This window comes from Xanthomonas sp. F1, from assembly GCF_014199855.1.
This window is the reverse complement of sequence record NZ_JACHOK010000011.1, coordinates 1-23823: the sequence shown is the minus strand read 5'-3', so window position 1 is coordinate 23823 and position 23823 is coordinate 1. Positions and strand designations below refer to the sequence as shown.

The 23823-nt window shown below is 65.6% G+C and carries 19 protein-coding genes, 8 tRNA genes and 1 pseudogene; 23 read left to right on the top strand and 5 right to left on the bottom strand.

Annotated elements, in window-relative coordinates; all coding sequences use genetic code 11:
* Window positions 1-26: 26 nt before the first annotated feature.
* On the bottom strand, window positions 27-1670 hold the full coding sequence (locus tag GGR71_RS18535) for a M48 family metalloprotease (protein WP_160959361.1): 1644 nt from the start codon (window positions 1668-1670) through the stop codon (window positions 27-29).
* Window positions 1671-1819: 149 nt separating this feature from the next.
* Between GGR71_RS18535 and grxC the strand changes: the two genes are divergently transcribed.
* From grxC to GGR71_RS18520, 3 genes are all read left to right on the top strand, one after another.
* Window positions 1820-2131 carry a glutaredoxin 3 gene (grxC, locus tag GGR71_RS18530; RefSeq protein ID WP_160959363.1) on the top strand — a complete coding sequence of 104 codons (312 nt, stop codon included), beginning with the start codon at window positions 1820-1822 and terminating at the stop codon, window positions 2129-2131.
* A gap of 74 nt (window positions 2132-2205) precedes the next feature.
* Window positions 2206-2541 (top strand): carboxymuconolactone decarboxylase family protein, encoded by a 336-nt coding sequence (locus tag GGR71_RS18525; RefSeq protein ID WP_202405028.1) that lies wholly within the window; start codon window positions 2206-2208, stop codon window positions 2539-2541.
* A gap of 165 nt (window positions 2542-2706) precedes the next feature.
* Window positions 2707-3714: an isocitrate dehydrogenase gene (locus GGR71_RS18520; protein ID WP_048490122.1), complete on the top strand. Its 1008-nt coding sequence runs from the start codon at window positions 2707-2709 to the stop codon at window positions 3712-3714.
* Between the two features lie 143 nt (window positions 3715-3857).
* Here GGR71_RS18520 and GGR71_RS18515 read toward each other — a convergent pair.
* A pseudogene (locus tag GGR71_RS18515) lies at window positions 3858-4657 on the bottom strand (Bax inhibitor-1/YccA family protein).
* Between the two features lie 153 nt (window positions 4658-4810).
* Between GGR71_RS18515 and GGR71_RS18510 the strand changes: the two are divergent.
* The 4 genes from GGR71_RS18510 to GGR71_RS18495 all read left to right on the top strand — a co-directional run bounded on the left by GGR71_RS18510 (window position 4811) and on the right by GGR71_RS18495 (window position 5272).
* A tRNA-Pro gene (locus tag GGR71_RS18510) sits at window positions 4811-4887 on the top strand.
* Between the two features lie 44 nt (window positions 4888-4931).
* A tRNA-Arg gene (locus GGR71_RS18505) sits at window positions 4932-5008 on the top strand.
* 35 nt (window positions 5009-5043) lie between these two features.
* Window positions 5044-5120: transfer RNA gene (locus tag GGR71_RS18500), tRNA-His, on the top strand.
* Window positions 5121-5196: 76 nt separating this feature from the next.
* Window positions 5197-5272, top strand: a tRNA-Lys gene (locus GGR71_RS18495).
* Between the two features lie 342 nt (window positions 5273-5614).
* On the opposite strand, the gene GGR71_RS18490 is transcribed toward GGR71_RS18495, so the two are convergent.
* Window positions 5615-6508: an NAD(P)/FAD-dependent oxidoreductase gene (locus GGR71_RS18490; RefSeq protein ID WP_160959369.1), complete on the bottom strand. Its 894-nt coding sequence runs from the start codon at window positions 6506-6508 to the stop codon at window positions 5615-5617.
* Between the two features lie 145 nt (window positions 6509-6653).
* Between GGR71_RS18490 and GGR71_RS18485 the strand changes: the two genes are divergently transcribed.
* From GGR71_RS18485 to GGR71_RS18425, 13 genes are all read left to right on the top strand, one after another.
* On the top strand, window positions 6654-7301 hold the full coding sequence (locus tag GGR71_RS18485) for a TetR/AcrR family transcriptional regulator C-terminal domain-containing protein (protein WP_160959371.1): 648 nt from the start codon (window positions 6654-6656) through the stop codon (window positions 7299-7301).
* Window positions 7302-7990: 689 nt separating this feature from the next.
* A tRNA-Leu gene (locus GGR71_RS18480) sits at window positions 7991-8075 on the top strand.
* Window positions 8076-8288: 213 nt separating this feature from the next.
* The gene (tig, locus tag GGR71_RS18475) at window positions 8289-9584 is read left to right on the top strand and encodes a trigger factor (RefSeq protein WP_160959374.1); all 1296 of its coding nucleotides are present in this window, start codon (window positions 8289-8291) and stop codon (window positions 9582-9584) included.
* 141 nt (window positions 9585-9725) lie between these two features.
* Window positions 9726-10352, top strand: coding sequence for an ATP-dependent Clp endopeptidase proteolytic subunit ClpP (gene clpP, locus GGR71_RS18470; RefSeq protein WP_010341121.1), 627 nt, complete (start codon window positions 9726-9728; stop codon window positions 10350-10352).
* 128 nt (window positions 10353-10480) lie between these two features.
* Entirely contained in the window at window positions 10481-11767 is a 1287-nt protein-coding gene (clpX, locus tag GGR71_RS18465) for an ATP-dependent Clp protease ATP-binding subunit ClpX (protein ID WP_160959376.1), read from the top strand.
* A gap of 178 nt (window positions 11768-11945) precedes the next feature.
* Window positions 11946-14414, top strand: coding sequence for an endopeptidase La (gene lon / locus GGR71_RS18460; RefSeq protein ID WP_048490126.1), 2469 nt, complete (start codon window positions 11946-11948; stop codon window positions 14412-14414).
* 183 nt (window positions 14415-14597) lie between these two features.
* Window positions 14598-14915, top strand: coding sequence for an HU family DNA-binding protein (locus GGR71_RS18455; RefSeq protein WP_228135976.1), 318 nt, complete (start codon window positions 14598-14600; stop codon window positions 14913-14915).
* A gap of 11 nt (window positions 14916-14926) precedes the next feature.
* Window positions 14927-15001: transfer RNA gene (locus GGR71_RS18450), tRNA-Val, on the top strand.
* A gap of 27 nt (window positions 15002-15028) precedes the next feature.
* Window positions 15029-15105: transfer RNA gene (locus GGR71_RS18445), tRNA-Asp, on the top strand.
* A gap of 117 nt (window positions 15106-15222) precedes the next feature.
* Window positions 15223-15299 (top strand) — tRNA-Asp (locus GGR71_RS18440).
* A gap of 175 nt (window positions 15300-15474) precedes the next feature.
* Window positions 15475-17463: a peptidylprolyl isomerase gene (locus GGR71_RS18435; RefSeq protein WP_160959379.1), complete on the top strand. Its 1989-nt coding sequence runs from the start codon at window positions 15475-15477 to the stop codon at window positions 17461-17463.
* Between the two features lie 278 nt (window positions 17464-17741).
* Window positions 17742-18305: a hypothetical protein gene (locus GGR71_RS18430; RefSeq protein ID WP_237474326.1), complete on the top strand. Its 564-nt coding sequence runs from the start codon at window positions 17742-17744 to the stop codon at window positions 18303-18305.
* The gene (locus GGR71_RS18425; RefSeq protein ID WP_160959382.1) at window positions 18305-19207 is read left to right on the top strand and encodes a hypothetical protein; all 903 of its coding nucleotides are present in this window, start codon (window positions 18305-18307) and stop codon (window positions 19205-19207) included. Before GGR71_RS18430 ends, GGR71_RS18425 begins: the two co-directional genes overlap by 1 nt.
* 556 nt (window positions 19208-19763) lie before the next feature.
* On the opposite strand, the gene GGR71_RS18420 is transcribed toward GGR71_RS18425, so the two are convergent.
* Together GGR71_RS18420 and gloB are read right to left on the bottom strand one after the other, a co-directional pair.
* The gene (locus GGR71_RS18420) at window positions 19764-20975 is read right to left on the bottom strand and encodes a lytic transglycosylase domain-containing protein (protein WP_160959385.1); all 1212 of its coding nucleotides are present in this window, start codon (window positions 20973-20975) and stop codon (window positions 19764-19766) included.
* Complete coding sequence (gloB, locus tag GGR71_RS18415; protein WP_160959388.1) at window positions 20972-21739, bottom strand: hydroxyacylglutathione hydrolase; 768 nt, start codon at window positions 21737-21739, stop codon at window positions 20972-20974. Before gloB ends, GGR71_RS18420 begins: the two co-directional genes overlap by 4 nt.
* 12 nt (window positions 21740-21751) lie before the next feature.
* Here gloB and GGR71_RS18410 point away from each other — a divergent pair, with 12 nt between their 5' ends.
* From GGR71_RS18410 to dnaQ, 3 genes are read left to right on the top strand one after another with little or no spacing between them, the layout of a single operon-like run.
* Entirely contained in the window at window positions 21752-22411 is a 660-nt protein-coding gene (locus GGR71_RS18410) for a class I SAM-dependent methyltransferase (RefSeq protein WP_184452201.1), read from the top strand.
* Between the two features lie 13 nt (window positions 22412-22424).
* A complete protein-coding gene (gene rnhA, locus GGR71_RS18405) occupies window positions 22425-22883 on the top strand; it encodes a ribonuclease HI (protein ID WP_160959390.1) in 459 nt (152 codons plus the stop codon).
* 29 nt (window positions 22884-22912) lie between these two features.
* Window positions 22913-23650, top strand: coding sequence for a DNA polymerase III subunit epsilon (gene dnaQ / locus GGR71_RS18400; RefSeq protein ID WP_160959392.1), 738 nt, complete (start codon window positions 22913-22915; stop codon window positions 23648-23650).
* The last annotated feature ends 173 nt before the right edge of the window (window positions 23651-23823 follow it).

The following is a 23823-nucleotide window of genomic DNA, read 5'->3' as shown; positions in this document are numbered from 1 at the left end:
TGAGTGACGCCTGACACGGGCGCGTTTCAGCGCCGTTGCATGTCCGGGTCCTGCACGCCCTGGCGGCGCAGTTCCAGCACGGTCGGGGTGATCGCGGCGATGCGCGCGTCGATGCGCGCGCGCGCCACGTAGTCCAGGTCGCTGCGCTTCTTCAGGTTGCTGAGCTGGATCAGGGCCTGCTCCGGGTGCCCGTTCAGGTAGGCCGCCTCGGCGTAGGCCTCGCCGGCGCGGGTGTCGTCGCCGGCCAGTTCGCAGGCGCGGGCGAAGGTGCGCTGGAACACCGGATCTTCCGACGCCGCCCCGAGCAGCGGTCGCAGCACCGCCTGGGCGCGCTGGCCGGCCTGGCGGCCGCCCTGCTCGTTGAGGGCGGTCGCGTAACTCAGCGCCACCGCCCGATTGCTGGGCATGCGCTTGACCAGCGCCTCGAAGCGCTGGTCGGCGGCCTGGTTGCGGCCGGCCTTGGCCTCGGCCTCGGCCACCGCCACGGTCAACCACCAGTTGTCCGGATGCGCCTGCAGCAGGCTTTCCAGCGTTTGCACCACGTCCTGCGCGCTGCCGCCGCTGCGCAGCCGGGCCAGCGCCAGACCATAGCGCTGGGCATCGCTCAGGCCCTGCTTGCTGCCCTGGCGCAGCCCTTCGTACTCGCGGATCGCATCGGCCGGGGTGTTGGCGCTGAACACCCGCAGCCGCTCGCGCGCCCATTCGAACTGGCCGCTGGGGCCGCGCGCGTAGTTGGCGAACGGCAGCTGCAGGCCGCCGGGCAGCAGCGGGTTGCTGGGCGCGCCCAGCGGCTGGCTCAGCGACACGTCGTTCGGATCGACCCGCTCCTGCAGGGTGCCGCCGGGCACGCTGGTGGTCAGGGTCAGGGTGTTCTTCTTCATCTGCTCGGCGCGCTCGCGGGCCTCGCTGATGCGGGTGGTGGTGACCGGGTGGGTCATCAGGAAGTCGGGGGTGCTGTAGCCGCCCTGGTTGCCGCGCATCGCCAGCGACATGCGCTCGAAGAAACCGGCCATCGCATCGACGTCGTAGCCGCTGCGGGCCAGGGTGCGGATGCCCAGGCGGTCGGCCTCCGATTCGTTGGAGCGGGTGTAGTCGATCTGCCGCTGCTGCATCAGTCCCAGGCCGCTGGCGATCGCCGCCTGGGTGGCGTCGCCGCTGGAGCGCCCGCCGGCCTGCTGCGCCGCGACCACCGCGGCGAGCATGCCGAGCAGGATCGGGATCTGGTCGCGCTGCGCCCGCTCCACCCCGCGCAACACGTGCTGCTGGGTGACGTGGGCGATTTCGTGCGACAGCACCGCGGCCACCTCGTCCTCGCGCTCGGCGGTCAGCACCAGACCGGCATTGACCGCGACGTAGCCGCCGAGGGTGGCGAAGGCGTTGATCTGGCGGTCGCGCAGCATGAAGAAGGTGAACTTCTGCTGCGGCTGGTCGCTGTTGGCGCCGAGCCGGGTGCCCATGGTCTGCAGCCAGTCGTCGATCAGCGGGTCCTCGAGTACGTAGCCGTAGCTGCGCAGTTCGGCCAGCATCATCTTGCCGTACTCGGCCTGGCGCGCCGGGGTCAGCAACTCTCCGGCCGAGGAGCCGATGTCCGGCAGCTTGTTCTCCTGGGCCGGCGCCACGGCGCAGGCGGTGGCCAGGGTGATCGCGAAGGCGAGCGGCAGCAGGCGCAAGACGGGCTCCAAGAGGGCTGGCGGACGCTGGGGAGCGTCCGGGACGACGGTGAATCCGGGATGATTCGCAGTGTTGCGGCAGCGGCCTCGAAAATCCACCCGGCCGCTACCATAGTGACTTGGACCTTCTACACCGCCCGGAGTTTCCCGTGGACAACCCAACTGCCGACACCGGCCACGCCGGCGGCCCGCCGATCACCCTCTATTCCACCGCGATCTGCCCGTACTGCGTGGCGGCCAAGAACTTCCTCAAGAGCAAGGGCCGCACCTGGAACGAGGTACGGATCGACCTGGACCCGGCCGAGCGCGAGAAGATGGTCGCGCTGGCGCGGCGCACCAGCGTGCCGCAGATCTTCGTCGGCGACGTCCACGTCGGCGGCTACGACGACATGATGGCGCTGCACCGCGCCGGCAAGCTGGAGCCGCTGCTCGACGGCAGCGCGCCCGAGGCGCAAGCGTGAGCGGCGCTGCGACGGGCGGGGGCGGCGCAGACGGGCAGGACCGGGTGCGCGAGTTCACCGAGTTCCGCCAGCGCATGAACCAGCGCATCCTGGCCGAGCCGAACCAGGTGGTGCGGCGCTTCTTCGCGCTGGACACCCAGACCTACCAGGCCGGCGCGCTGGACGTGAAGACCAAGGAACTGCTCGGCCTGGTCGCCTCGCTGGTGCTGCGCTGCGACGACTGCATCAGCTACCACGTGGCCCAGTGCAAGGAGGCCGGGGTCAGCCGCGAGGAGTTCTTCGAGACCTTTTCGGTCGGCCTGGTGGTCGGCGGTTCCATCGTGATCCCGCACCTGCGCCGCGCCGTGGACTTCCTCGACACGCTGGAGGCCGGCGACGCCGCCGCCCCGGCGCAGCACGCTCACGACTGAGCCCGTCTCGAGCTGTGCCCCGATGGCTGCCGGCGCCCTGCGCCGGAAGCCCCGGTTTTGGGCGCCTTCACCGGCTTCGGGCATAATTACGGCTGAAACCTCCTTGCGCCTGCAGCCCCGGTTCCCGGGCGGCGCTCCCCCCTCTTGTACGGAAACCGCAACCCTATGACGCAGACAATCACGGTCATCCGTGGCGATGGCATCGGCCCGGAGATCATGGACGCCACGCTGTTCGTGCTCGACGCGCTAAACGCCGGCCTCACCTACGAATACGCCGACGCGGGCCTGGTGGCGCTGGAGAAGCACGGCGACCTGCTGCCGGCCGCCACGCTGGAGTCGATCCGCAAGAACAAGGTGGCGCTGAAGAGCCCGCTGACCACGCCGGTGGGCGAGGGCTTCAGCTCGATCAACGTGGCCATGCGCCGCCAGTTCGACCTGTATGCCAACGTGCGTCCGGCCAAGTCGTTCCCGAACACCAAGTCGCGCTTCGGCGCCGGCGTGGACCTGATCACCGTGCGCGAGAACACCGAAGGCGCTTACCTGAGCGAAGGCCAGGAAGTGTCCGCCGACGGCGAGACCGCGCTGTCGATGGCCAAGGTGACCCGCAAGGGCTCCGAGCGCATCGTGCGCTACGCCTTCGACCTGGCCCGTGCGACCGGCCGCAAGAAGGTCACCGCGGTGCACAAGGCCAACATCATCAAGTCCACCTCCGGCCTGTTCCTGAAGGTGGCGCGCGACGTGGCGGCGCAGTACCCGGAGATCGAGTTCCAGGAAATGATCGTCGACAACGCGTGCATGCAGCTGGTGATGCGCCCGGAGCAGTTCGACATCATCGTCACCACCAACCTGTTCGGCGACATCCTGTCGGACCTGTGCGCCGGCCTGGTCGGTGGCCTGGGTCTGGCCCCGGGCGCCAACATCGGCGTGGACGCGGCGATCTTCGAGGCCGTGCACGGCTCGGCCCCGGACATCGCCGGGCAGGGCAAGGCCAACCCGTGCGCGCTGCTGCTGGGCGCGGCGCAGCTGCTGGACCACATCGGCCAGCCGCAGAACGCCGAGCGCCTTCGCAACGCCATCGTCGCCACCCTGGAAGCCAAGGACGGGCTGACCCCGGACCTGGGCGGCAGCGGCAACACCATGGGCTTCGCCAAGGCCATCGCCAGCCGCCTCTGAGCGGCGGGAAGATCGCAGAAAAAAAGAAAGGGCGCCCCAGGGCGCCCTTTCTTTTGCTTGGAAGTTTGTCTGAAGCCACGCCCGCTCATCGATCAAGGCGGGCCGCTCTTGCGATTCCCCAGTCCCGATTCCCGATTCCCGGCTTAGTTCCGCGACTGCAGCTTCGACAGCAGGCGCAGAAACTCCAGGTACAGCCAAACCAGCGTCACCATCAGGCCGAACGCGCCGTACCACTCCATGTACTTGGGCGCGCCCTGTTCCACGCCGCTCTCGATGAAGTCGAAATCCAGCGCCAGATTCAGGGCCGCGACCACCACCACGAAAAGACTGAACAGGATGCCGATGGGGCTGGAGTCGTGGATGTAGGGAATCTGGATGTTGAAGAAACCCAGCACCATGGTCGCCAGGTACACCAGCGCAATGCGCCGGTCGCCGCGACCACGCCCAGCTTGAAGTTCTCGGTGGCCTTGATCATGCCGCTGCGGTAGGCGAACAGCATCGCGAACAGGGTGCCGAAGGTCAGCAGCACCGCCTGCAGCACGATGCCGTTGAAGCGCTGCTCGTAGATCGCAGAGATCGAGCCCAGGAAGAAGCCTTCCACCAGTGCGTACAGCGGTGCGGTGATCGGCGCCCAGTTCTTCTTGAAGATGGTGATCATGGCGAGGATGAAGCCGCCGATGAGGCCGCCCGCCGCGTAGCCGACCACGCCCGGGGCGATGGTGGCATTGCCCGCGGCGTCGAGCGAGATCGACTGGCTCCAGGCGAACACGGCGGTGAGCACGGTCAGCATCAACAGCACGCCGGTCTTGTTGGCGGTACCGTTGAGGGTCATCGCGCCGCTGTCGCGCGCGACGACCGTGCTGTTGCCGGGCGAGACCACGTTGCCGCTGTGCAGGTCGAGGAAGGTGGATTCCTTCAGGGCGGGATTGCCGCTGCGAAGCATGCTGTTTTCTCCTTCAAAATGGCGCTCGGCCGATGCCGATGGCAAGGTTCGAGCATAGCGCAGGCGATGTTGCGTGCATGCGACGTTGACAGCGGGCCGCAAGCTTCCCACAATAGCCGACCTTTCCGGCCTTGGCCGCGAGGGATGTTCCGCCGGGGTATAGCGCAGTCTGGTAGCGCGCCTGCTTTGGGAGCAGGATGTCGGGGGTTCGAATCCCTCTACCCCGACCAATCCGATGTCCAACGGCGGAAAGGAATGCGACAATCCAGCCAGGGCGCCCGTAGCTCAACTGGATAGAGCACCGGCCTTCTAAGCCGGCGGTTACAGGTTCGATTCCTGTCGGGCGCGCCACACCGGCGCCGGACAGGAGATGCAAGGTTTCAATGGTGGCTGTAGCTCAGTTGGTTAGAGTACTGGATTGTGATTCCAGATGTCGGGGGTTCGAGTCCCCTCAGCCACCCCATTGATCGCGTGACCCGATGCTTCGCGGGGTGTTGCAACGAAGCAAAAAAGCACATAGAATGTGCGACTCAGTTTCAGGGCCGTTAGCTCAGTTGGTAGAGCAGTTGACTCTTAATCAATAGGTCCAAGGTTCGAATCCTTGACGGCCCACCAAATAAAACAGCCACTTAGCGCAAGCCAAGTGGCTGTTTTTCTATAGCGCCGGGGAAACTCCCGAAAAGTAACGCCAGGGGGCGCACTGCCTGCGTGTAGGCGGCGGCACCAGCGGCACGTCGGGTTCTCGTCTTCGGGTTCGCATGACCCGCGACGTCCTGCTTGTCGGTCCGATTGCCAGGCCCGGGTCGTGCGCAGCTCGTCGTTCCAACGCGTGACGTTGTCGCGCGCCCCTTCCGTCGCTCGCTGCGCATCCCGTCCCCTTGGGCATGGGCGTCCGTCAGTCCATGACCGCAATCCGCAATCCGCGCAGTCGCAGGTTGTCGGGGACTGCCCAAGTTTTCAAATCAGCATCGACTGTTGAGCGAAGATCCCTGCCATTGCACCCTGCCATGATGCCGTCGTGACCGAGGACATGCCGGGATTGGCGAGGTCACCTGCGGCGTAAATGCCGGGCATGCTTGTTTCGCGGCGCTCGTCGACCTTTAGTGCGATGCCGGTCGGCGTGTTGACGGTTGCCAAGCCCAGCGATTCATGCAGGCTTGCGGACGGGGTAGTGCGCGGATGCGCAAACAGGATATCCACCGCAACTTCGGAAGCGGCATCGAGCGTAAGGGTGGCTCCATGGTCCCCGCGGTGAGCAATTCCGGTAATCCGGCCGCTGGCTACCGACACGTGGCGGCTTGCAAGATCAGCCAGGATATCGGGTGCAATATCGTGACCATCGGCAAAAACTGTCAGCCTGTCTGTCCAATCGTGGAATAGCCTGACCTGGTTCATCGACTGCGGGCCGGACCAGACGAGGCCCCAATGCCGGGTGGCGACTTCGAAGCCATCGCAATAGGGGCAGGGCACGATGGAAGTACCCCAGCTTTCGGCAAACCCCGGAACGGCAGGCATCTGGTCAACAAGTCCATAACTGAGGATGAGGCGGCGTGCCCTCAGGCTTTCGTGATCGTCCGTGGCGACGCAGAAATCGTCGATAAGGCCAGACACGCTCTCGGCCCGCGCATCGATCAGCCTGATCGTTGGATAGCGCGTCAGCTGCTGCCGCGCCTCGGCCAGGATGTCCAGCGGTGGCTTGTGGTCATGGCCGAGCATGCCATGCGAATGGGCGGCAAAGCGGTTGCGCGGCCGGTGGGTGTCGAGGACCGTGACCTTGCGGCGGGCACGGCCAAGCTGCAGAGCGGCGGCGAGACCGGCAAAGCTGCCGCCAATGATGATGACGTCATCCATAAAGCACCCGCCAACTAAAAGGAGGAACCCACCGTACCCGGCGAGGCGACTGACCTGGAGCGCCTTGAGCTAGTGGGTTGTGATTTAAAGTACTATCCGGTATCATAAATCATGAATTAAGATACTGTCAAGGACTGAAAATTAAGTGGCTCAGAACAGTCGAAGCCGGCGTGGCCGGCCAACCAATGAAGCGCTTGGTCAAACGATTGTCGATGCTGCCTATGAACTCTTCGTAGAACTGGGCTTCCAGGCGACCACCCTGGACAAGGTTGCCCAGCTGGCGAAGGTATCCAAGCTCAGCATCTACCGGCACTTCGAGAGCAAAGAGGCGCTATTCAGCGCGGCTATCGCGGAACGGTGCCATCAATTTGCGCCACAGGTTTTTTCTGAAAGCGTCGACGGCACGGCGGAAGATCAACTCATGGCCGTTGGATCATCACTCCTTCGCATCCTGTTGAGTCCGGACGTCCGCAGTGTTGAAGCCATGATCATGGCCGACAAGACGAACCAGGAGTCGTTGAGCAAGCTGCATTACGAAGGCGGCCCCGCGTATGTCATTACTCAACTCGAGGCTTTGTTACGCCAGTTCCACGCGAGGGCGGTTCTGGACGTGCCCGATCCCCTCGGGTCGGCGCGCTTGTTTGCCGCGCTTTTCAAGGGATCCGACCTGCTGATCATCGCGCGCTTCGATGAGCCGAGAGCACAGGACAATCGTGAGATCGAGTCCTACTGCCGTTCAGCAGTCAGAATGTTCATCGCCGCGCATGGTGGCAAGAGCTACGCGACTGCATAGCGTCTTCCTCTGTGGCGCGCTCAGCGATTCGAGAGGCGCGTGGCTCCCCGCCGCCGCAAGGGAAATTGGTTGCAAGACTCGGTAGCGCGTAGGGTCTGCAGGGCGAGGAGTGGGGAACATAAGGATGTCGAATAATTGATTTATATGGTAAAGGGCTGGCTCTTAATCAATGGACCCAAGGTTCGAATCCTTGAGCGCCCACCGAATCGAACAGCCACCTAGCGCAAGCCGAGTGGCTGTTTTTTTTGTGCGCCAAGCGTTCTGGCGCAGTTGGCGATGCCGACGTGCGCCTCCAACGCACTGCTCAGTCTTTTGTCGCCGCGATCGCCAGTGCTGCCGCCACCATCGCGTTGGGCCGCAACGGTTGGCGTAGCGTGATGCCCATCGGTAGGGGCGGTCGGCCAGGTAGGGCAGCAGCCCTTGCAGTCAAATCGCATCGCCGCCGCCGCCGCCGCCGTTGTGCTGCAGCCGGCTCGGGCCACGAAGGCGGTTGCGGCACTGCCCGCCTATGCCAAGGGCCTGCCCGGATTGATTGCAAGGCTCTGCGACACTGCATTTCCGACCCGCGCGAGCCTCGGCCTCGCCTTCCCAGCCGCCGATCGGGCCGGGCGCCGTCCACTGCGTCGGGCGTCTTCTTCTTTGCCGGCAGGCCTGCAACAATGTACGGGCGCGCGTTCAAGCGCCGCAGCGCGAAAGTGGCGGAATTGGTAGACGCCCTGGTTTTAGGTACCAGTGCCGCAAGGCGTAGGGGTTCGAGTCCCCTCTTTCGCACCATCCCGGCGCCGCCTGCGCGGTCCGCCGCACCAAGGGCACCCTGCCCGCATCCCCGCCGCGCCAGGCCTGCGGCAGGGCCTGCCGGCCCTGCGCTGGCAGGCGCCGCGGGAATAGGCGAAACTATCCGGCTGCGGCGGCTGTCCCGTGCCCGCGCCAACCCGTACTTTTCTACATCGTGCCGAGAGCCGTGGGCTCCCGGTGGCAGGAGTCCACATGCAAGCTTCGATCGAAACCACCGGTACCCTGGAACGGCGTCTGACCTTCACCCTGCCGGAGGATCGCCTGGAAAGCCATGTCGGCGGCCGCCTGCGCGAAGTCGCGCGGACCGCGCGGATCAAGGGCTTCCGTCCGGGCAAGATTCCGGCCAAGGTGATCGAGCAGCGCTTCGGGCCGCAGATTCGCGCCGAGGCGCTGGATGGCCTGCTGCGCGAGACCTTCGACTCGGCCGTGCGCGAGCACGAGCTGCGCCTGGCCGGCAACCCGCGCATCGATCGCGCCGGCGACAACGAACTGCAGTTCGTGGCCACCTTCGAAGTGGTGCCGGACTTCGGCGACATCGACGTCTCGACGCTGCAGGTGATCCGCCACACCGCCGAGGTCACCGACGCCGACATCGAGCAGATGATCGAGAACCTGCGCCTGCAGCGCCGCACCTGGCAGCCGGCCGCGCGTCCGGCGCAGGACGGCGACCTGGTGACCCTGGAGACCTGGTCGCAGGTCGGCGACGAGCGTCTGCCGGCCGAGGGCGTGGAGAAGGGCAGCAGCGTGATCGGCTCGGGCGTCATGTTCCCGGCGATCGAGCAGGGCCTGGTCGGCCTGTCCAAGGACGAAGAGAAGACGCTGACGGTCGACTTCCCGGCCGACTGGCGCGTGCCGCAGTTCGCCGGCAAGCAGGTCCAGGTGCATGTGAAGGCGGTCGACGTGGCCGCGCCGGTGCTGCCGGAGGTGGACAAGGAGTTCATCAAGAGCTTCGGCGTGAAGAGCGGCGATGCCGAGCAGTTCCGCAAGGACATCCGCATCAATCTGGAGCGCGAGCTGAAGGGCGCGCTGATGAACCGTCTGCGCCGTGAAGTTGGCGAGCAGCTGATCGCCGCCTACGCCTCGGTCGAAATGCCGCCGCGCCTGGTCGAGAACGAGGCGCGCGCCATGTTGGCGCAGCAGGTCGAGCAACTGCGCCGTTCCGGCCGCGACCCGGGCCAGGTGCCGGAGGATGCCCACCAGGGCTTCATGGACGCCGCGCGCAAGCGCGTGCTGGTCGGCCTGCTGGTTGGCGAGGTGGCCCGCCGCAACGAACTGCGCCTGGATCCGAAGCGGGTCTCGGAGACGCTGCGCCTGATCGCCTCGACCTACGAAGAGCCGGAACAGGTCATTGAGATGTACCGCAACGATCCCCAATTGATGGGGGGACTGCAGAGCCGCGTGATGGAAGAGCAGGTGATCGACTGGATCGCCGAGCGCGCCCAGCACACCGAGCAGGCGATGTCGTTCCAGGACGCGATCCGTCAATAAGACGACGCGTCGCCGCTTCGCGCATCCCGGCATGCGCGAGGCGGATCCCGTTTCACTCCCCGCGGCGGCGGGGCGCAACACGATGCGAAGCCCTGTACACCCCCGTGCAGGGACGGACCCCGAGCAGCAGGAGATCACCGCGTGGACAATGTGACCAAGGCCTTGAATCTGGTTCCGATGGTGGTCGAGCAGACCAGCCGCGGCGAGCGCGCCTACGACATCTATTCGCGCCTGTTGAAGGAGCGCCTGATCTTCCTGGTCGGCCCGATCGACGACCACATGGCCAATGTGATCGTGGCCCAGCTGCTGTTCCTGGAAGCGGACAATCCGGAGAAGGACATCAGCATCTACATCAACTCGCCGGGTGGCGTGGTCACCGCCGGCATGGCGATCTACGACACCATGCAGTACATCAAGCCGGACGTGAGCACCATCTGCGTCGGCCAGGCCGCCTCGATGGGCGCGCTGCTGCTGGCGTCGGGTGCGGCCGGCAAGCGCTATGCGCTGCCGAACTCGCGGGTGATGATCCACCAGCCGCTGGGCGGCTTCCAAGGCCAGGCCACCGACATCGACATCCATGCGCGCGAGATCCTGACCCTGCGTGCGCGGCTGAACGAAATCCTGGCCAAGCACACCGGCCAGTCGCTGGAAACCATCGCCCGCGACACCGAGCGCGACAACTTCAAGAGCGCCATCGACGCGCAGGCCTACGGCCTCGTCGACCAGGTGCTGGAGCGTCGTCCGGATGAGTCCATCCAGCCGGCATAAGGCTTGCATGTACTGCAAAACGCAGCGTATTCCGCAGGGCCGGGGTCGGGCTAGCGTCCTCCCGGCCCTGTGCTATTCTCGAAATCGAACCCCCGTTCATCGGGTGGGGTAACTGGGTAAGCGAAGCAATGAGCGAAGACCGGCAAGGCCGTTCCGGCGACAGCAACAAGATCCTGTACTGCTCGTTCTGCGGCAAAAGTCAACACGAGGTCCGTAAGCTGATCGCCGGGCCCAGCGTGTTCATCTGCGACGAATGCGTCGAGTTGTGCAACGACATCATCCGCGAGGAGCTCGAGGAGAAGGCGCAGTCGGCACGCAGCAGCTTGCCGAAGCCGCGCGAGATCCTGGAAGTGCTCGACCAGTACGTGATCGGCCAGCAGCGCGCCAAGCGCACGCTCGCCGTGGCCGTGTACAACCACTACAAGCGCATCGAGAGCCGGCAGAAGAACGACGAGGTCGAACTGGCCAAGTCCAACATCCTGCTGGTCGGTCCGACCGGTTCGGGCAAGACGCTGCTGGCCGAGACACTGGCGCGCCTGCTCAACGTGCCGTTCACCATCGCCGATGCGACCACGCTGACCGAAGCCGGCTACGTCGGCGAGGACGTGGAGAACATCATCCAGAAGCTGCTGCAGAAGTGCGACTACGACGTCGACAAGGCGCAGCAGGGCATCGTCTACATCGATGAAATCGACAAGATCTCGCGCAAGAGCGAGAACCCGTCGATCACCCGCGACGTGTCCGGCGAAGGCGTGCAGCAGGCGTTGCTGAAGCTGATCGAAGGCACGGTCGCTTCGGTGCCGCCGCAGGGCGGTCGCAAGCATCCGCAGCAGGAATTCCTGCAGGTGGACACCAAGAACATCCTGTTCATCTGCGGCGGCGCGTTCGCTGGCCTGGACAAGGTGATCCAGCAGCGCTCCAACGACGCCGGCGGCATCGGCTTCGGCGCCAAGGTCAAGAGCGCCGAGCGCAAGCGCGAGGTCGGCAAGATCCTGGCCGACGTCGAGCCGGAAGACCTGATCAAGTTCGGCCTGATCCCCGAGTTCGTCGGCCGCCTGCCGGTGGTCGCCACGCTCGAGGAACTGGACGAGCCGGCGCTGATCAAGATCCTCACCGAGCCGAAGAACGCCATCACCAAGCAGTTCAAGAAGCTGTTCGAGATGGAAGGCGTGGAGCTGGAGTTCCGCCAGGACGCGCTGCTGGCCATCGCCAAGAAGGCGCTCAAGCGCAAGACCGGCGCACGCGGCCTGCGCACCATCGTCGAGTCGGTGCTGCTGGACACGATGTACGAGCTGCCGTCGCAGGAAAACGTCAGCAAGGTGGTGGTGGACGAGTCGGTGATCGAGCACCAGTCCGAGCCGTACCTGATCTACCAGACCCCGCCGGCGCCGCCCAAGGTCGCCTCCGCGGAGTGACCCCGGGCAGGGGGTGCGCGGCGACCCCGTCGCGTGCCCCGCGCATGCCGGTAAGTTGCTGAAACATAAAGGGGTTCTGCGCTCCCCTTGCATCGTCCAGCCGATGGCCCCATAACGGGGCCATCGGCGTTTTTATGGCCGCCCGCATCGCGTTCCCGTCTCCCAAATCGGAATCCTCATGGCCCAGTCCCAATCCGAAGTCCTCGACCTGCCGGTCCTGCCGTTGCGCGACGTCGTGGTCTTCCCGCACATGGTCATCCCGCTGTTCGTCGGTCGCGACAAATCCATGCGCGCGCTCGAGCACGCGATGGAGGCCGACAAGCGCATCCTGCTGGTCGCGCAGAAATCCGCCGAGACCGACGATCCGGCGGCGGCCGACCTGTACAACGTCGGCACGCTGGCGCAGGTGCTGCAACTGCTGAAGCTGCCCGACGGCACCATCAAGGTCCTGGTCGAAGGCCTGTCGCGTGTCAGCGTCGACAAGGTCGCCGAGCGCGACGGCGCGCTGCAGGGCGAAGGCCGCGAGATCGACGCCGCCGAATCGCGCGAGGAGCGCGAGGTGGAGGCGATCGCGCGCTCGCTGATGTCGCTGTTCGAGCAGTACGTCAAGACCAACCGCAAGCTGCCGCCGGAACTGCTGCAGACCCTGTCCGGCATCGACGAGCCCGGCCGCCTGGCCGACACCATCGCCGCGCACATCGGCGTGCGCCTGGCCGACAAGCAGCGCCTGCTGGAAACGCTGGAAGTGGGCGAGCGCCTGGAGATGCTGGTCGGCCTGGTCGATGGCGAGATCGACGTGCAGCAGTTGGAGAAGCGCATCCGCGGCCGGGTCAAGTCGCAGATGGAGAAGAGCCAGCGCGAGTACTACCTCAACGAGCAGATGAAGGCGATCCAGAAGGAGCTGGGCGACCTCGACGACGCGCCGGGCGAACTGGAGGAGCTGGCGCGCAAGATCGCCGAGGCCGGCATGCCCAAGCCGGTGGAGACCAAGGCCAAGGCCGAACTCAACAAGCTCAAGCAGATGTCGCCGATGTCGGCCGAAGCCGCGGTGGTGCGCAACTACCTCGACTGGCTGTTGGGCGTGCCGTGGAAGAAGCGCAGCAAGGTGCGCAAGGACCTGAAGGTCGCGCAGGAAACCCTCGATGCTGATCACTACGGCCTGGAGAAGGTCAAGGACCGCATCCTCGAGTACCTCGCGGTGCAGTCGCGGGTGAAGCAGATGAAGGGGCCGATCCTGTGCCTGGTCGGGCCGCCGGGCGTGGGCAAGACCTCGCTGGGCCAGTCCATCGCCAAGGCCACCAACCGCAAGTTCGTGCGCATGTCGCTGGGCGGCGTGCGCGACGAGGCGGAGATCCGCGGCCATCGCCGGACCTACGTCGGTTCGATGCCGGGCCGCATCGTGCAGAACCTCAACAAGGTCGGCAGCAAGAACCCGCTGTTCGTGCTCGACGAGATCGACAAGATGTCGATGGATTTCCGCGGCGATCCGTCCTCGGCGCTGCTGGAAGTGCTCGACCCCGAGCAGAACAACGCGTTCAACGATCACTACCTAGAAGTGGACCTGGACTTGTCCGAAGTGATGTTCGTGGCGACCTCCAATTCGTTGAACATCCCCGGCCCGCTGCTGGACCGCATGGAAGTGATCCGCATCCCCGGCTACACCGAGGACGAGAAGCTCAACATCGCCGCGCGCTACCTGGTGCCCAAGCAGCTCAAGGCCAATGGCCTGAAGCAGGATGAACTGGAGATCGGCGCCGACGCGATCCGCGATATCGTGCGCTACTACACGCGCGAATCCGGCGTGCGCAACCTCGAGCGCGAAGTCGCCAAGATCTGCCGCAAGGTGGTCAAGGAGATCGCCCTGGCCGGTCCGCAGCCGGCAGCCCCGGCGAAGAAGGCCGCAGCGAAGAAGGGCGCAGCGCGCAAGGACAAGGCACGCGTCAGCGTCGGCTCGAAGAACCTGGACAAGTACCTGGGCGTGCGCCGCTACGACTTCGGTCGTGCCGAGGAGCAGAACGAGATCGGCCTGGTGACCGGCCTGGCCTGGACCGAGGTCGGTGGCGATCTGCTGCAGATCGAATCGACCCTGGTCCCGGGCAAGGGCGCGGTGATCCTGACCGGCCAGCTCGGCGACGTGATGAAGGAATCGGCGTCGGCCGCGTTGTCGGTGGTGCGCTCGCGCGCCGAGCGGCTCGGCATCGAGGCGGACTTCCTGCAGAAGCACGACGTGCACCTGCACGTGCCCGATGGCGCGACGCCCAAGGACGGCCCCAGCGCCGGCATCGCGATGGTGACCTCGCTGGTGTCGATGCTGACCAAGGTGCCGGTCAGGTCGGAGGTGGCGATGACCGGCGAGATCACTCTGCGCGGCCGTGTCTCGGCGATCGGCGGACTCAAGGAGAAGCTGCTGGCTGCGCTGCGCGGCGGCATCCGCACCGTGCTGATCCCCGAGGAGAACCGCAAGGATCTGGCCGACATCCCGGAGAACGTCACCCGCGATCTGAAGATCGTGCCGGTGAAGTGGATCGACGAAGTGCTGGATCTGGCCCTGGAGCGCCCGCTCACGCCCAAGCCCGCCGCCGAGGCCGAACAGGCACCGTCGCGGCGCAAGCAGAAAGCATCCTCGAACCCGCGCGTCAAGCACTGACGCGCGCTGAACCGTCCCCGCGCAAACGGCTCAAACCCGCGCCGTTGTTGGCTTTTCGGCTTGCGCGGGTATGGGCCCGCTGGTATAAATGCAGCGCTTGCGAGCACCGCGAACGGGCGTGCTTGGTAGTGCAAATCATCCATCGGGGTCTCGCCAACGCGGGACAGGCCACGCCGACACCCGATCCTCAATTCCGCGGTCTTCTGCCGCACATGGAGTCATCAAGAAATGAATAAAGCCGAACTGAACGACGCGATCGCCGCTGCCGCCGATATCTCCAAGGCCGAAGCCGGTCGTGCCATCGACGCCTTCGTGTCGGAAGTGACCAAGGCCCTGAAGAAGGGTGACAGCGTCACGCTCGTGGGCTTCGGCACCTTCCAGGTGCGCGACCGTGCCGAGCGCACCGGCCGCAACCCGAAGACCGGCGATTCCATCAAGATCGCGGCGTCGAAGAATCCGACGTTCAAGGCTGGTAAAGCGCTGAAGGATGCCGTAAACTAATCGACTCGCTAGGGTGCTTAGCTCAGCGGTAGAGCGTCTCCTTTACACGGAGAGGGTCGGGGGTTCGAAACCCTCAGCACCCACCAGAGCACCAAGCGACAAGTTTCAAAAGCGGAGTGGTAGTTCAGTCGGTTAGAATGCTGGCCTGTCACGCCGGAGGTCGCGGGTTCGAGTCCCGTCCACTCCGCCAGTTGTACCGAAGCCCCCGAGCGATCGGGGGTTTCGTTTCTCGCAGTCGCCGCCACGCGCCAGCGTCGGCCCGGCAGCTCCGGGAAAGCGGGCTTCGCGCCCGCCTCCGTTCAAACGCGGAGTGGTAGTTCAGTCGGTTAGAATGCTGGCCTGTCACGCCGGAGGTCGCGGGTTCGAGTCCCGTCCACTCCGCCATTTGTACGCGAAACCCCCGAGCGATCGGGGGTTTCTTTTTTTCCGCAGTGCGCTGGTTTCGCCCCCGATTCGCCCCCGCGGCGCATGAGCGGCGCGGGCTGCCGGGCCGCCGGTTCTGCCGCAAGGCGTGAAGCGGGTTAAACTGCGCGGCTCGCCAATAGGCCGTCGGTTCCCAATGCTGCAGAAACTTCGCGAAAAGACCTCGGGCTGGATCGCCACCGCGATCATCGGTCTGTTGATGATTCCGTTCCTGTTCGTCATCGACAACAGCTACCTCGGTGGCGTCGGTGCCAACAATGTCGCCAAGGTGCAGGCGCCGCCGTCGTGGTGGTCGTCGGCGCCGTCGTGGTGGCCGGTGTCGCTGCTGTGGCAGCACCACGAAGTGAGCACGGAACAGTTCCGTACCCGCTTCGAGCAGGCGCGCATCCAGGCGCGCGAGCAGCAGGGCGAGGCTTTCGATCCGCGTGCGTTCGAAAGCATCGACAACAAGCGCAAGCTGCTCGATCAGCTGATCGACGAGCAGGTGGCGAAGCTGTCGGCCGAGCGCGCCGGCGTGGTCATCGGCGATGCCGCGGTGCGCGATTACATCAGCTCCATGCCCGCGTTCCAGAACGACGGCAAGTTCGACCCGGAGCGCTACCGCCTGGCCCTGGCCTCGGGCACGCCGCCGCGTACGCCGACCATGTTCCAGCAACTGGTGCGCGACGCGCTGCAGCAGTCGGTGATTCCGTCCGGCATCGCAGAATCGGCGTTCGCCACCAAGCAGGAGACCGAGCGCCTGCTGAAGATGCTGGGCGAGACCCGCGACGTGGAGATGGCCCTGTTGCCGGAGACGCCGGCCGACACGGCGCCGGTCAGCGACGCACAGGTGCAGCAGTGGTACGACTCGCACAAGTCCGACTTCAAGCAGCCGGAAACCGTGACCATCGAGTATGTCGACCTCAATGCGGCCAACCTGCCGCCGGTCAAGCCGGCCGACGAGGCGACGCTGCGCAAGCGCTACGACGACGAGAAGGCGCGCTTCGTCGAGCCTGACCAGCGGCTGGCTTCGCACATCCTGATCAGCGCCGGCAAGGATGCGGCCTCGCAGAAGGCGGCCGAGGCCAAGGCGGCCAAGCTGGCGGCCGAAGCCAAGCAGCCAGGCGCCGACTTCGCCGCGCTGGCCCGCGCCAACTCCGACGACCCCGGCTCCAAGAACGCCGGCGGCGACCTGGGCTGGGTGGAGAAGGGCGTGATGGTGAAGCCGTTCGAGGACGCACTGTTCGCGATGAAGCCCGGCGAGATCGTTGGCCCGATCAAGAGCGAATTCGGCTATCACGTGATCCAGCTGCGCCAGGTCAAGGGCGGCGAAGGCAAGTCGTTCGAGCAGGTGCGCGACCAGCTCGCCAGCGAGCAACTGAAGGCCGACAGCGAGAAGGCCTTCAGCGAGCTGAGCGGCAAGCTGGTAGACCTGGTCTACAAGAACCCGACCGCGCTGGCTTCGGCGGCGAAGGAAGTGGGCCTGCCGGTGCAGACGCTGGGGCCGTTCTCGCGCGCCACCGCCAGCGGCATCGCCGCACAGCCGGCGGTGCTGCGTGCCGCGTTCTCCGACACCCTGGTGCAGGACGGCACGGTCAGCGACCCGATCAACCTGGGACCGAACCACAGCGTGCTGATCCGTGTGACCCAGCACCAGCCGGAGCAGATCCAGCCGCTGGCCAAGGTGCACGAGCAGGTCGTGGCCGCGGTGCATGCCGATCGCACCGCCAAGGCCGCCGCCGCCAAGGCCGATGCACTGCTGGCGCGCTTGCGCAAGGGCGAGACCCTGCAGGCCCTGGCCGGTCCGGAAAAGCTGCAGATCAACCCGATGCCGGGTCTGCCGCGCAACGTGCCGATGCCGAGCGCGCAGGCCAGCCAGGCGATCTTCAGCGCGCCGCAGCCGGCCGACGGCAAGCCGTCGGTGGGCAAGGTCGAACTGCCTGCGGCGCCGGGCACCGTGGGCAAGCGCTATGCGCTGTTCGCGGTCACCAAGGTGACGCCGGGCGACCTGAGCAAGGTGCCGGCCGAGCAGCAGACGATGTTCCAGCAGCAGCTGGCGCGGATCGAGGGCGAGGCCGATGCCAAGGCCTACGTCGATGCGATGCGCAAGCACTTCAAGATCAGCGTGCAGGAGTCGCAGCTGTAACGGCTGCGTCGTCGACGCAGTGTCGTACGCGCAGGCCCGGCCATGGCCGGGCCTGTTGCGTTCAGGGTGTGGTATGCGGATGCACTAAGGATGGTTGGCAAGCCTCAATATGTAGACATGCTCTGAAATCGTGAAACACATCTATTTCCACTTCTGGGTATCCGCTGGTAGAAAAGCACTCGCTGATGGATCTTTCCAGCCTGTTCAGACGATTTGATTGGATCGCTATTCAACAGGAATCAGCTTCCCGATCACCTATGTAAGACAGGAGGTTTTATATGAAGTGGCAAATGGCCATCGCCTGCGCCGTACTTGGTTTGGGCATGCTGTTGAACAGTTCCACTCCCGTGCAAGCGGCTCAGACCGGCGATACAGCGGCCGAGCTGGTGGCTACGGAACTCAGCAGCAATTATTCCGAGCAACAGAAAGTCATCAGAAAGAACGCCCAGATCCACTCAGCTTCTGGACTTTCCACTTATCTGGCGAAGAATGAATCCAGCGATTCGCCGCTTAATCATCTCTCTCCGGCGGCTCGCAAGCGCTTTGTTGAGTCTCTTAAGTTCAACGAAAACGGCGTCACCTCATTTTACTATGCCGACATCGAGTCGCAGTTGACCAGCAGCCAAGCGTATGCGCTGCTGTCTCTGTTTGGGCTGCAATCCACCTTGCAGTTCATGCCAAAACTGCGGACCACAACCGATGGCGACAAGGAAATCATGCGCGCCTTCGGCAGTGGCAGTACTCCCGGAATCCCCACTCCGGAAGACCACAATGACTACTGGTGCAGCGGTCGTGCCACCTGTTCGCGCAACATTGGTTCAATTTGCACGGGCAATTGCTGATGCAAGCTGCACCGCACCTTGGCGCCGTCATCCTTTGGATGGCGGCGTTTTTTGCGCCTCTCGCCTACTCTGCACCCGAAAAGGCATCTGCAGATTCGCTTTATGAGCAGCTAGCGGATCTGAACGCGCATCTACGTGAAGAAAGCGGTCAGTCACGAGGCGACGCCGTGGTACGGCGCTATCGCCAACTGACCGCCGGGGTTCGGCCCTGCGAGGAAGGGACCGCTCATGGCTTCAATACTGATGATCTCTTCAAGGCAACTGCATACGCGGAACTCTATTCACTGGAAGCCGCCGACGTTGATGCACTTGGCTGTCTATATCGCCAGTTGGTGTCAGCCGGCGCTGTAACCAACTGGCATACGCAGACTTATGCCGGTGCGCTCGTCACTGTCTCACGCTATTCCGAGGCCAACGAGCTGCGCAAGGGTAGTGGTTCTCCGAATTCCCCAGCATTGCCAGATTTAAGAATTCCTCCAGCGGCGACAAGTGCTGGCTTCCGGTTTATTACGCTTCAAGACCGTATGCATGCACAAGTGGAAGCATGGAATCCGGAAAGCCATCGCGGACACATCGTTGCAGTGGTGCATCCAACTTGCGCCTTCTCGGTACGCGCCTTATCGGAGATCGAGAAAAATCCTGAGTTACAGTGGCTGCGCGACAATTTGTTGCTGGTCGTACCTCCAGACGCATCACTAGCGGTCAACGGCATACTTGCGTGGAACACGGCACATCCTGGGTTGCCGATGCATCCGATGTACCTCCGCAAAGACTGGAAAGTGTTGAAGAGCTTGGACACACCAACGTTTTACTTGGTGCAAGACGGAACGGTACTCACCTCTTTTGAAGGGTGGCCTAACGCAAAAGGACTAGCGGCAATACAGGCCCCCCTACCGCGCTGACCATATGCTTCCCGAGTCGAAAAGCGGAATAGTGGCCGTGCATGAGGAGCGACGCGAAGAATGCCGTTGCTGCGCCAGAACCGGGCCTGTGGGAGCGGCTTCAGGGGGCACTCGCTTGGGTCGGATATGTGTCACCGGGTAGCAATTCCGATATCGCTGGTCGCGGCTGAAGCCGCTCGTACAGCGCGAAAAGGGCGCTCCATTTAGTTGCGACGCGCATTCTCGTAACGCCACCTGTTGTGGCTGATGTCCGAAAAGCGCACAAGAGCTACGCCTGCACCCGTGAGGGTGCGACGGCGCTGAGCGAGAGTCCCGACTTCGTGATGGCCATTTCGGTCCACATACCCGTGAGGGTGCGACGCGCCGGGCCTGCTCGATCGGCAGCATGTGGGTCTTGTTTCAATCCACGCAGCGGCGGATCGGCGATGCACGGGTTCGACGACGGCGACCGCACGAGTGCGCCAGCGCACTATCCATGGTGTGCGAGTGGCTTGCTTGCGCCACCGGCTTTTAGAGGTGCGGTGCCTGTGTACTCCGGCCGTGGGCGGGAGCGCGATCAGTCCTCGTAGCTCAGCACCATGCCGGGACGCAGCACGCTGCGCGCGGACAGGCCGTTCTTCATCAGCAGCGCCTGCACGGTGATGCCGTAGCGCTTGGCGATGTTCCAGGCGGTGTCGCCGTCGCGCACGGTGTGGGTGTGGCGAGAGCGTACGCCGGCACGCTTGGCGCGGTTCGGTGCGGGAGTGTCGTCGGCGCTGGCCACGGTCGCGACGACCGGGGTGTCGTCCTGCGCCGACAACGCCGTGTCTTGGGCCAGCATGGGGCCGCCGAGGCTGCGCGGCGCCAGCACCGGCAGCGCACGCTTGGTGCTGCGGCCGCTGCCCAGGGCCGGATTCAGCCGTGCGAGCTGGTTGCCCTGCAGCGCCTGGCGCCGGGCCCATTCGTCCAGCGCCATGCCGGCCGGCAGGGTCTGCGCCTGCAGGATCGGCACGTCGCGGTCCAGCGAGGCCATCCATTCGTCGCGGGTCTGCGCCTGCTCCAGCACGCAGGCCAACGCGTGCAGTTTCTCGACATAGGCGTAGGTGACCGAGGACAGTCCGGGCAGCTTGTCCGGCTGCGCGTTCTGCGCGTTCATGCCGGCGCGGCGCATCGACTGCAGCACGCGGTACTCGCCGGCGTTGTAAGCCATGATCGCCAGGCGCCAGTCGCCGCCGAACATGCCGTGCAAGGTCTTCAGGTAGCGCACCGCGGCGCGGGTGGAGTCCACCGCGGACAGGCGGCCGTCGTAGCCGTTCTCCAGCGGGACATCGTGGTTGCGTGCGGTGCCTGGGATGAACTGCCACAGGCCGGCAGGGCCGCTGCTGTTGCGCGCGGCCGGGCGGTAGCCGCTTTCAACGAACGGGATCAGCGCGAACTCGGTCGGCAGGTTGGCCGCGCGCAGTTCGTCGACCACGTAACCGAACAGCGGCAGCACGTCCTCGTCCTCGTCGGCCAGGCGCGAGGGGGCGCGCGAGAACTGCTGCTGCCAGCGCGCATCGGTGGCGCCGGCGTCGCAACGCGCGTCGGCGAGGCCGTCGCGGAAGCGGGCGAGGATGTCGTGCCCGTTACGGGTGGTGGGCGGCGGCAGCGCCGCCGCGTCCGTCGGCAGGCCGTTCAGGCCGGCCACGGTCTGTTCCAGTGCCGCCGCAAGCGGGGTCGCGGCCGCCGCGGGCGCCGCCGACGACGCCATCGCCAGCGTCAGCGCCGCCGTCAACGCCAGCGCCCTCATGCGCGGAAATCGTCTTTCCAGCGCCTCAATCCGGCGAAGACTTCCACTTCGTCGGACACCCCCCGGCCGAGCCGGGCGCCGATCGCCTGCTGGATCGCCGCCGAGGCGGTGCGCAGGAACGGATTGGTCGCCAGTTCGCTGGCGAGGGTGACGGGAACGGTGGGGCGGGCAGCGTGACGCATGGCCTGGGCTTCCTGATGGCGCTGCCGCAGGGCAGCGTTGGTGGGATCGACCGTGACGGCGAATGCCGCATTGGCCAAGGTGTATTCGTGTCCGCAGCAGACCAGCGTCTGCCCCGGGAGGGCGGACAGGCGCTGCAGCGAACCCAACATCTGGGAGGGCGTACCTTCGAACATGCGCCCACAGCCCAGGCTGAACAGCGTATCGCCGCTGAACAGGTGGCCGTGGCCGACGTAGGCCAGGTGAGAGCGCGTATGGCCGGGGACGGCCAGGGTATCGAACTGCCAGTCCAGCATCTTCACGACATCGCCGTCGCCGACCCGCTGGCACGGAAAACCAGCGATCCGCGGGTCGTCCGGCGCGTACACCGGGATGTCCGGCCAGCGCTCGCATAATGCGGCGACACCGCCGATATGGTCGTCGTGGTGATGGGTCAGCAGGATGGCGGCGGGCTGCAGGCCCTGCGCGGCGGCCTCCAGCACTGGGTCGGCCTGACCCGGGTCGACCAGCAACGCACGCCCGTCGTCCGTGGCGATCGCCCAGATGTAGTTATCCTGGAATGCGGGCAGGGCGATCAGTCGCATAGAATTGGCACCATGCCTGCCGTGTCGCTCCCTCGTCAAGCCAACGTCTCATCCTGGTTTGATACGGCCGGGGCGCAGGCGCTGCTGCAGGCCGAGCAGCCGCTGATCCTCGATGCCCTGCTCAAGCGCCCCGCGCAGCCCTGGCTGTGGCTGGCGCCGGTACCGCTGCCGCCTCCGGGACGCGAGGTGCCGGGGCGGGGCGTGCGCCTGCACCGCAGCGCCTGCGGCTATGCCGGCGACCTGGTGTGCACGCTGCCGCTGCCACTGCCGTCGGAGAGCGTCAACGCCATCGTCCTGCAGCACGTGCTCGGCACCGACGCGGCGGCGCTGCTGGAGGAATGCCAGCGCATCCTGATGCCGGGTGGGCGGCTGTGGCTGTTCGCGCTCAATGCCATGAGCCCGTACCGGCTGCGCTGGCGCCGCCAGGGCCTGGTGGCGCGCCCGCCGGGCAGCTGGCGCGGCCTGCTGGAGCAGGTCGGCCTGCCGTGCGTGGAGCAACTGCGCTATCTCGGGCCGGTATGGCCGACCCGCGGCGGCGTCGGCCCGGCCACGTCCACCGCGCCGCTGCGCGCGGTCTGCCTGCTGCAGGCGGAGAAACGCACCGCCGCCGGCATCGGCCCCATTCCATTGCGCGCGCCGGTCCGCTGGCGCGGCTCGGTCGCTTCCATTTGATTCGCGGAGTTTCATGAAAACTGTCGACATCCATACCGATGGCGCCTGCCTCGGCAATCCCGGCCCCGGCGGCTGGGCCGCGCTGCTGCGCTACAAGGGACTGGAGCGCGAGGTGGCCGGCGCCGAGGCGCACACCACCAACAACCGCATGGAGCTGATGGCCGCGATCATGGCCCTGGAGACGCTCAACGAGCCGTGCCAGATCGTGCTGCACACCGACTCGCAGTACGTGCGCCAGGGCATTACCGAATGGATGCCGGGCTGGGTGCGGCGGCAGTGGAAGACCGCCGGCGGCGATCCGGTCAAGAACCGCGACCTGTGGGAACGGCTGCACGCCGCCGCGCAGCGGCATACGATCGACTGGCGCTGGGTCAAGGGCCACAACGGCGATCCGGACAACGAGCGGGTCGACCAGTTGGCGCGCAACCAGGCCTTGCACGTGCGCGCCGGCGGCACCGCGGTCGCGACCTGATCTTGTCTTCCTTTTCCGCTGCGAGTCCCATGCGTCAGATCATCCTCGATACCGAAACCACCGGCCTGGAATGGAAGAAGGGCAACCGCGTCGTCGAAATCGGCGCGGTGGAACTGCTCGAGCGCCGCCCCAGCGGGCGCAACTTCCACCGCTACCTGCGCCCGGACTGCGATTTCGAACCCGGCGCGCAGGAAGTCACCGGACTGACCCTGGACTTCCTCGCCGACAAGCCGGAGTTCCACGAGGTGGTCGACGAATTCCTGGAGTTCATCGACGGCGCCGAGCTGATCATCCACAACGCCTCGTTCGACCTGGGCTTCCTCGACTACGAGCTGTCGCGGCTGGGCGCGTCCTACGGCCGCATTCTCGACCGCGCCACGGTGATCGACACCCTGCTGCTGGCGCGCGAGCGCTTCCCCGGTCAGCGCAATTCGCTGGACGCGCTGTGCAAGCGGCTGGGCGTGGACAACTCGCACCGGCAACTGCACGGCGCGCTGCTCGATGCCCAGATCCTCAGCGACGTGTACATCGCGCTGACCTCCGGCCAGGAGGAGATCGGCTTCGCCCTGGCCGATGACGGCGCCGCACGTGCGGCGGCGCAGGGGCCCGCGTTCGACATGTCGATGCTCCTGCCACGGCCGCGGGTGTTGCCGACGGCGTCGGAGCTGGAGGCGCACCAGGCGCGGCTGGAGAAGCTGCGCAAGAAGGCCGGCCGCGCGCTGTGGGATGACGCCGAACCGGTCGCGGCGGAGGCGGTGGTCGGCTGAAGGGCGCCTCGAGTAACGACGGGGCGTCTGTTGTAGGAGCGGCTTCAGCCGCGATGGGGCGTTCCCGGTAAAACCCTTTCGCGGCTGAAGCCGCTTGTGTCAAATGAGGGTTTATCGTTTTAGGTGAGAGCGGAGTGCGGCAGGCCGTTTAGCCGCAGTGCCAAGCGAGCACG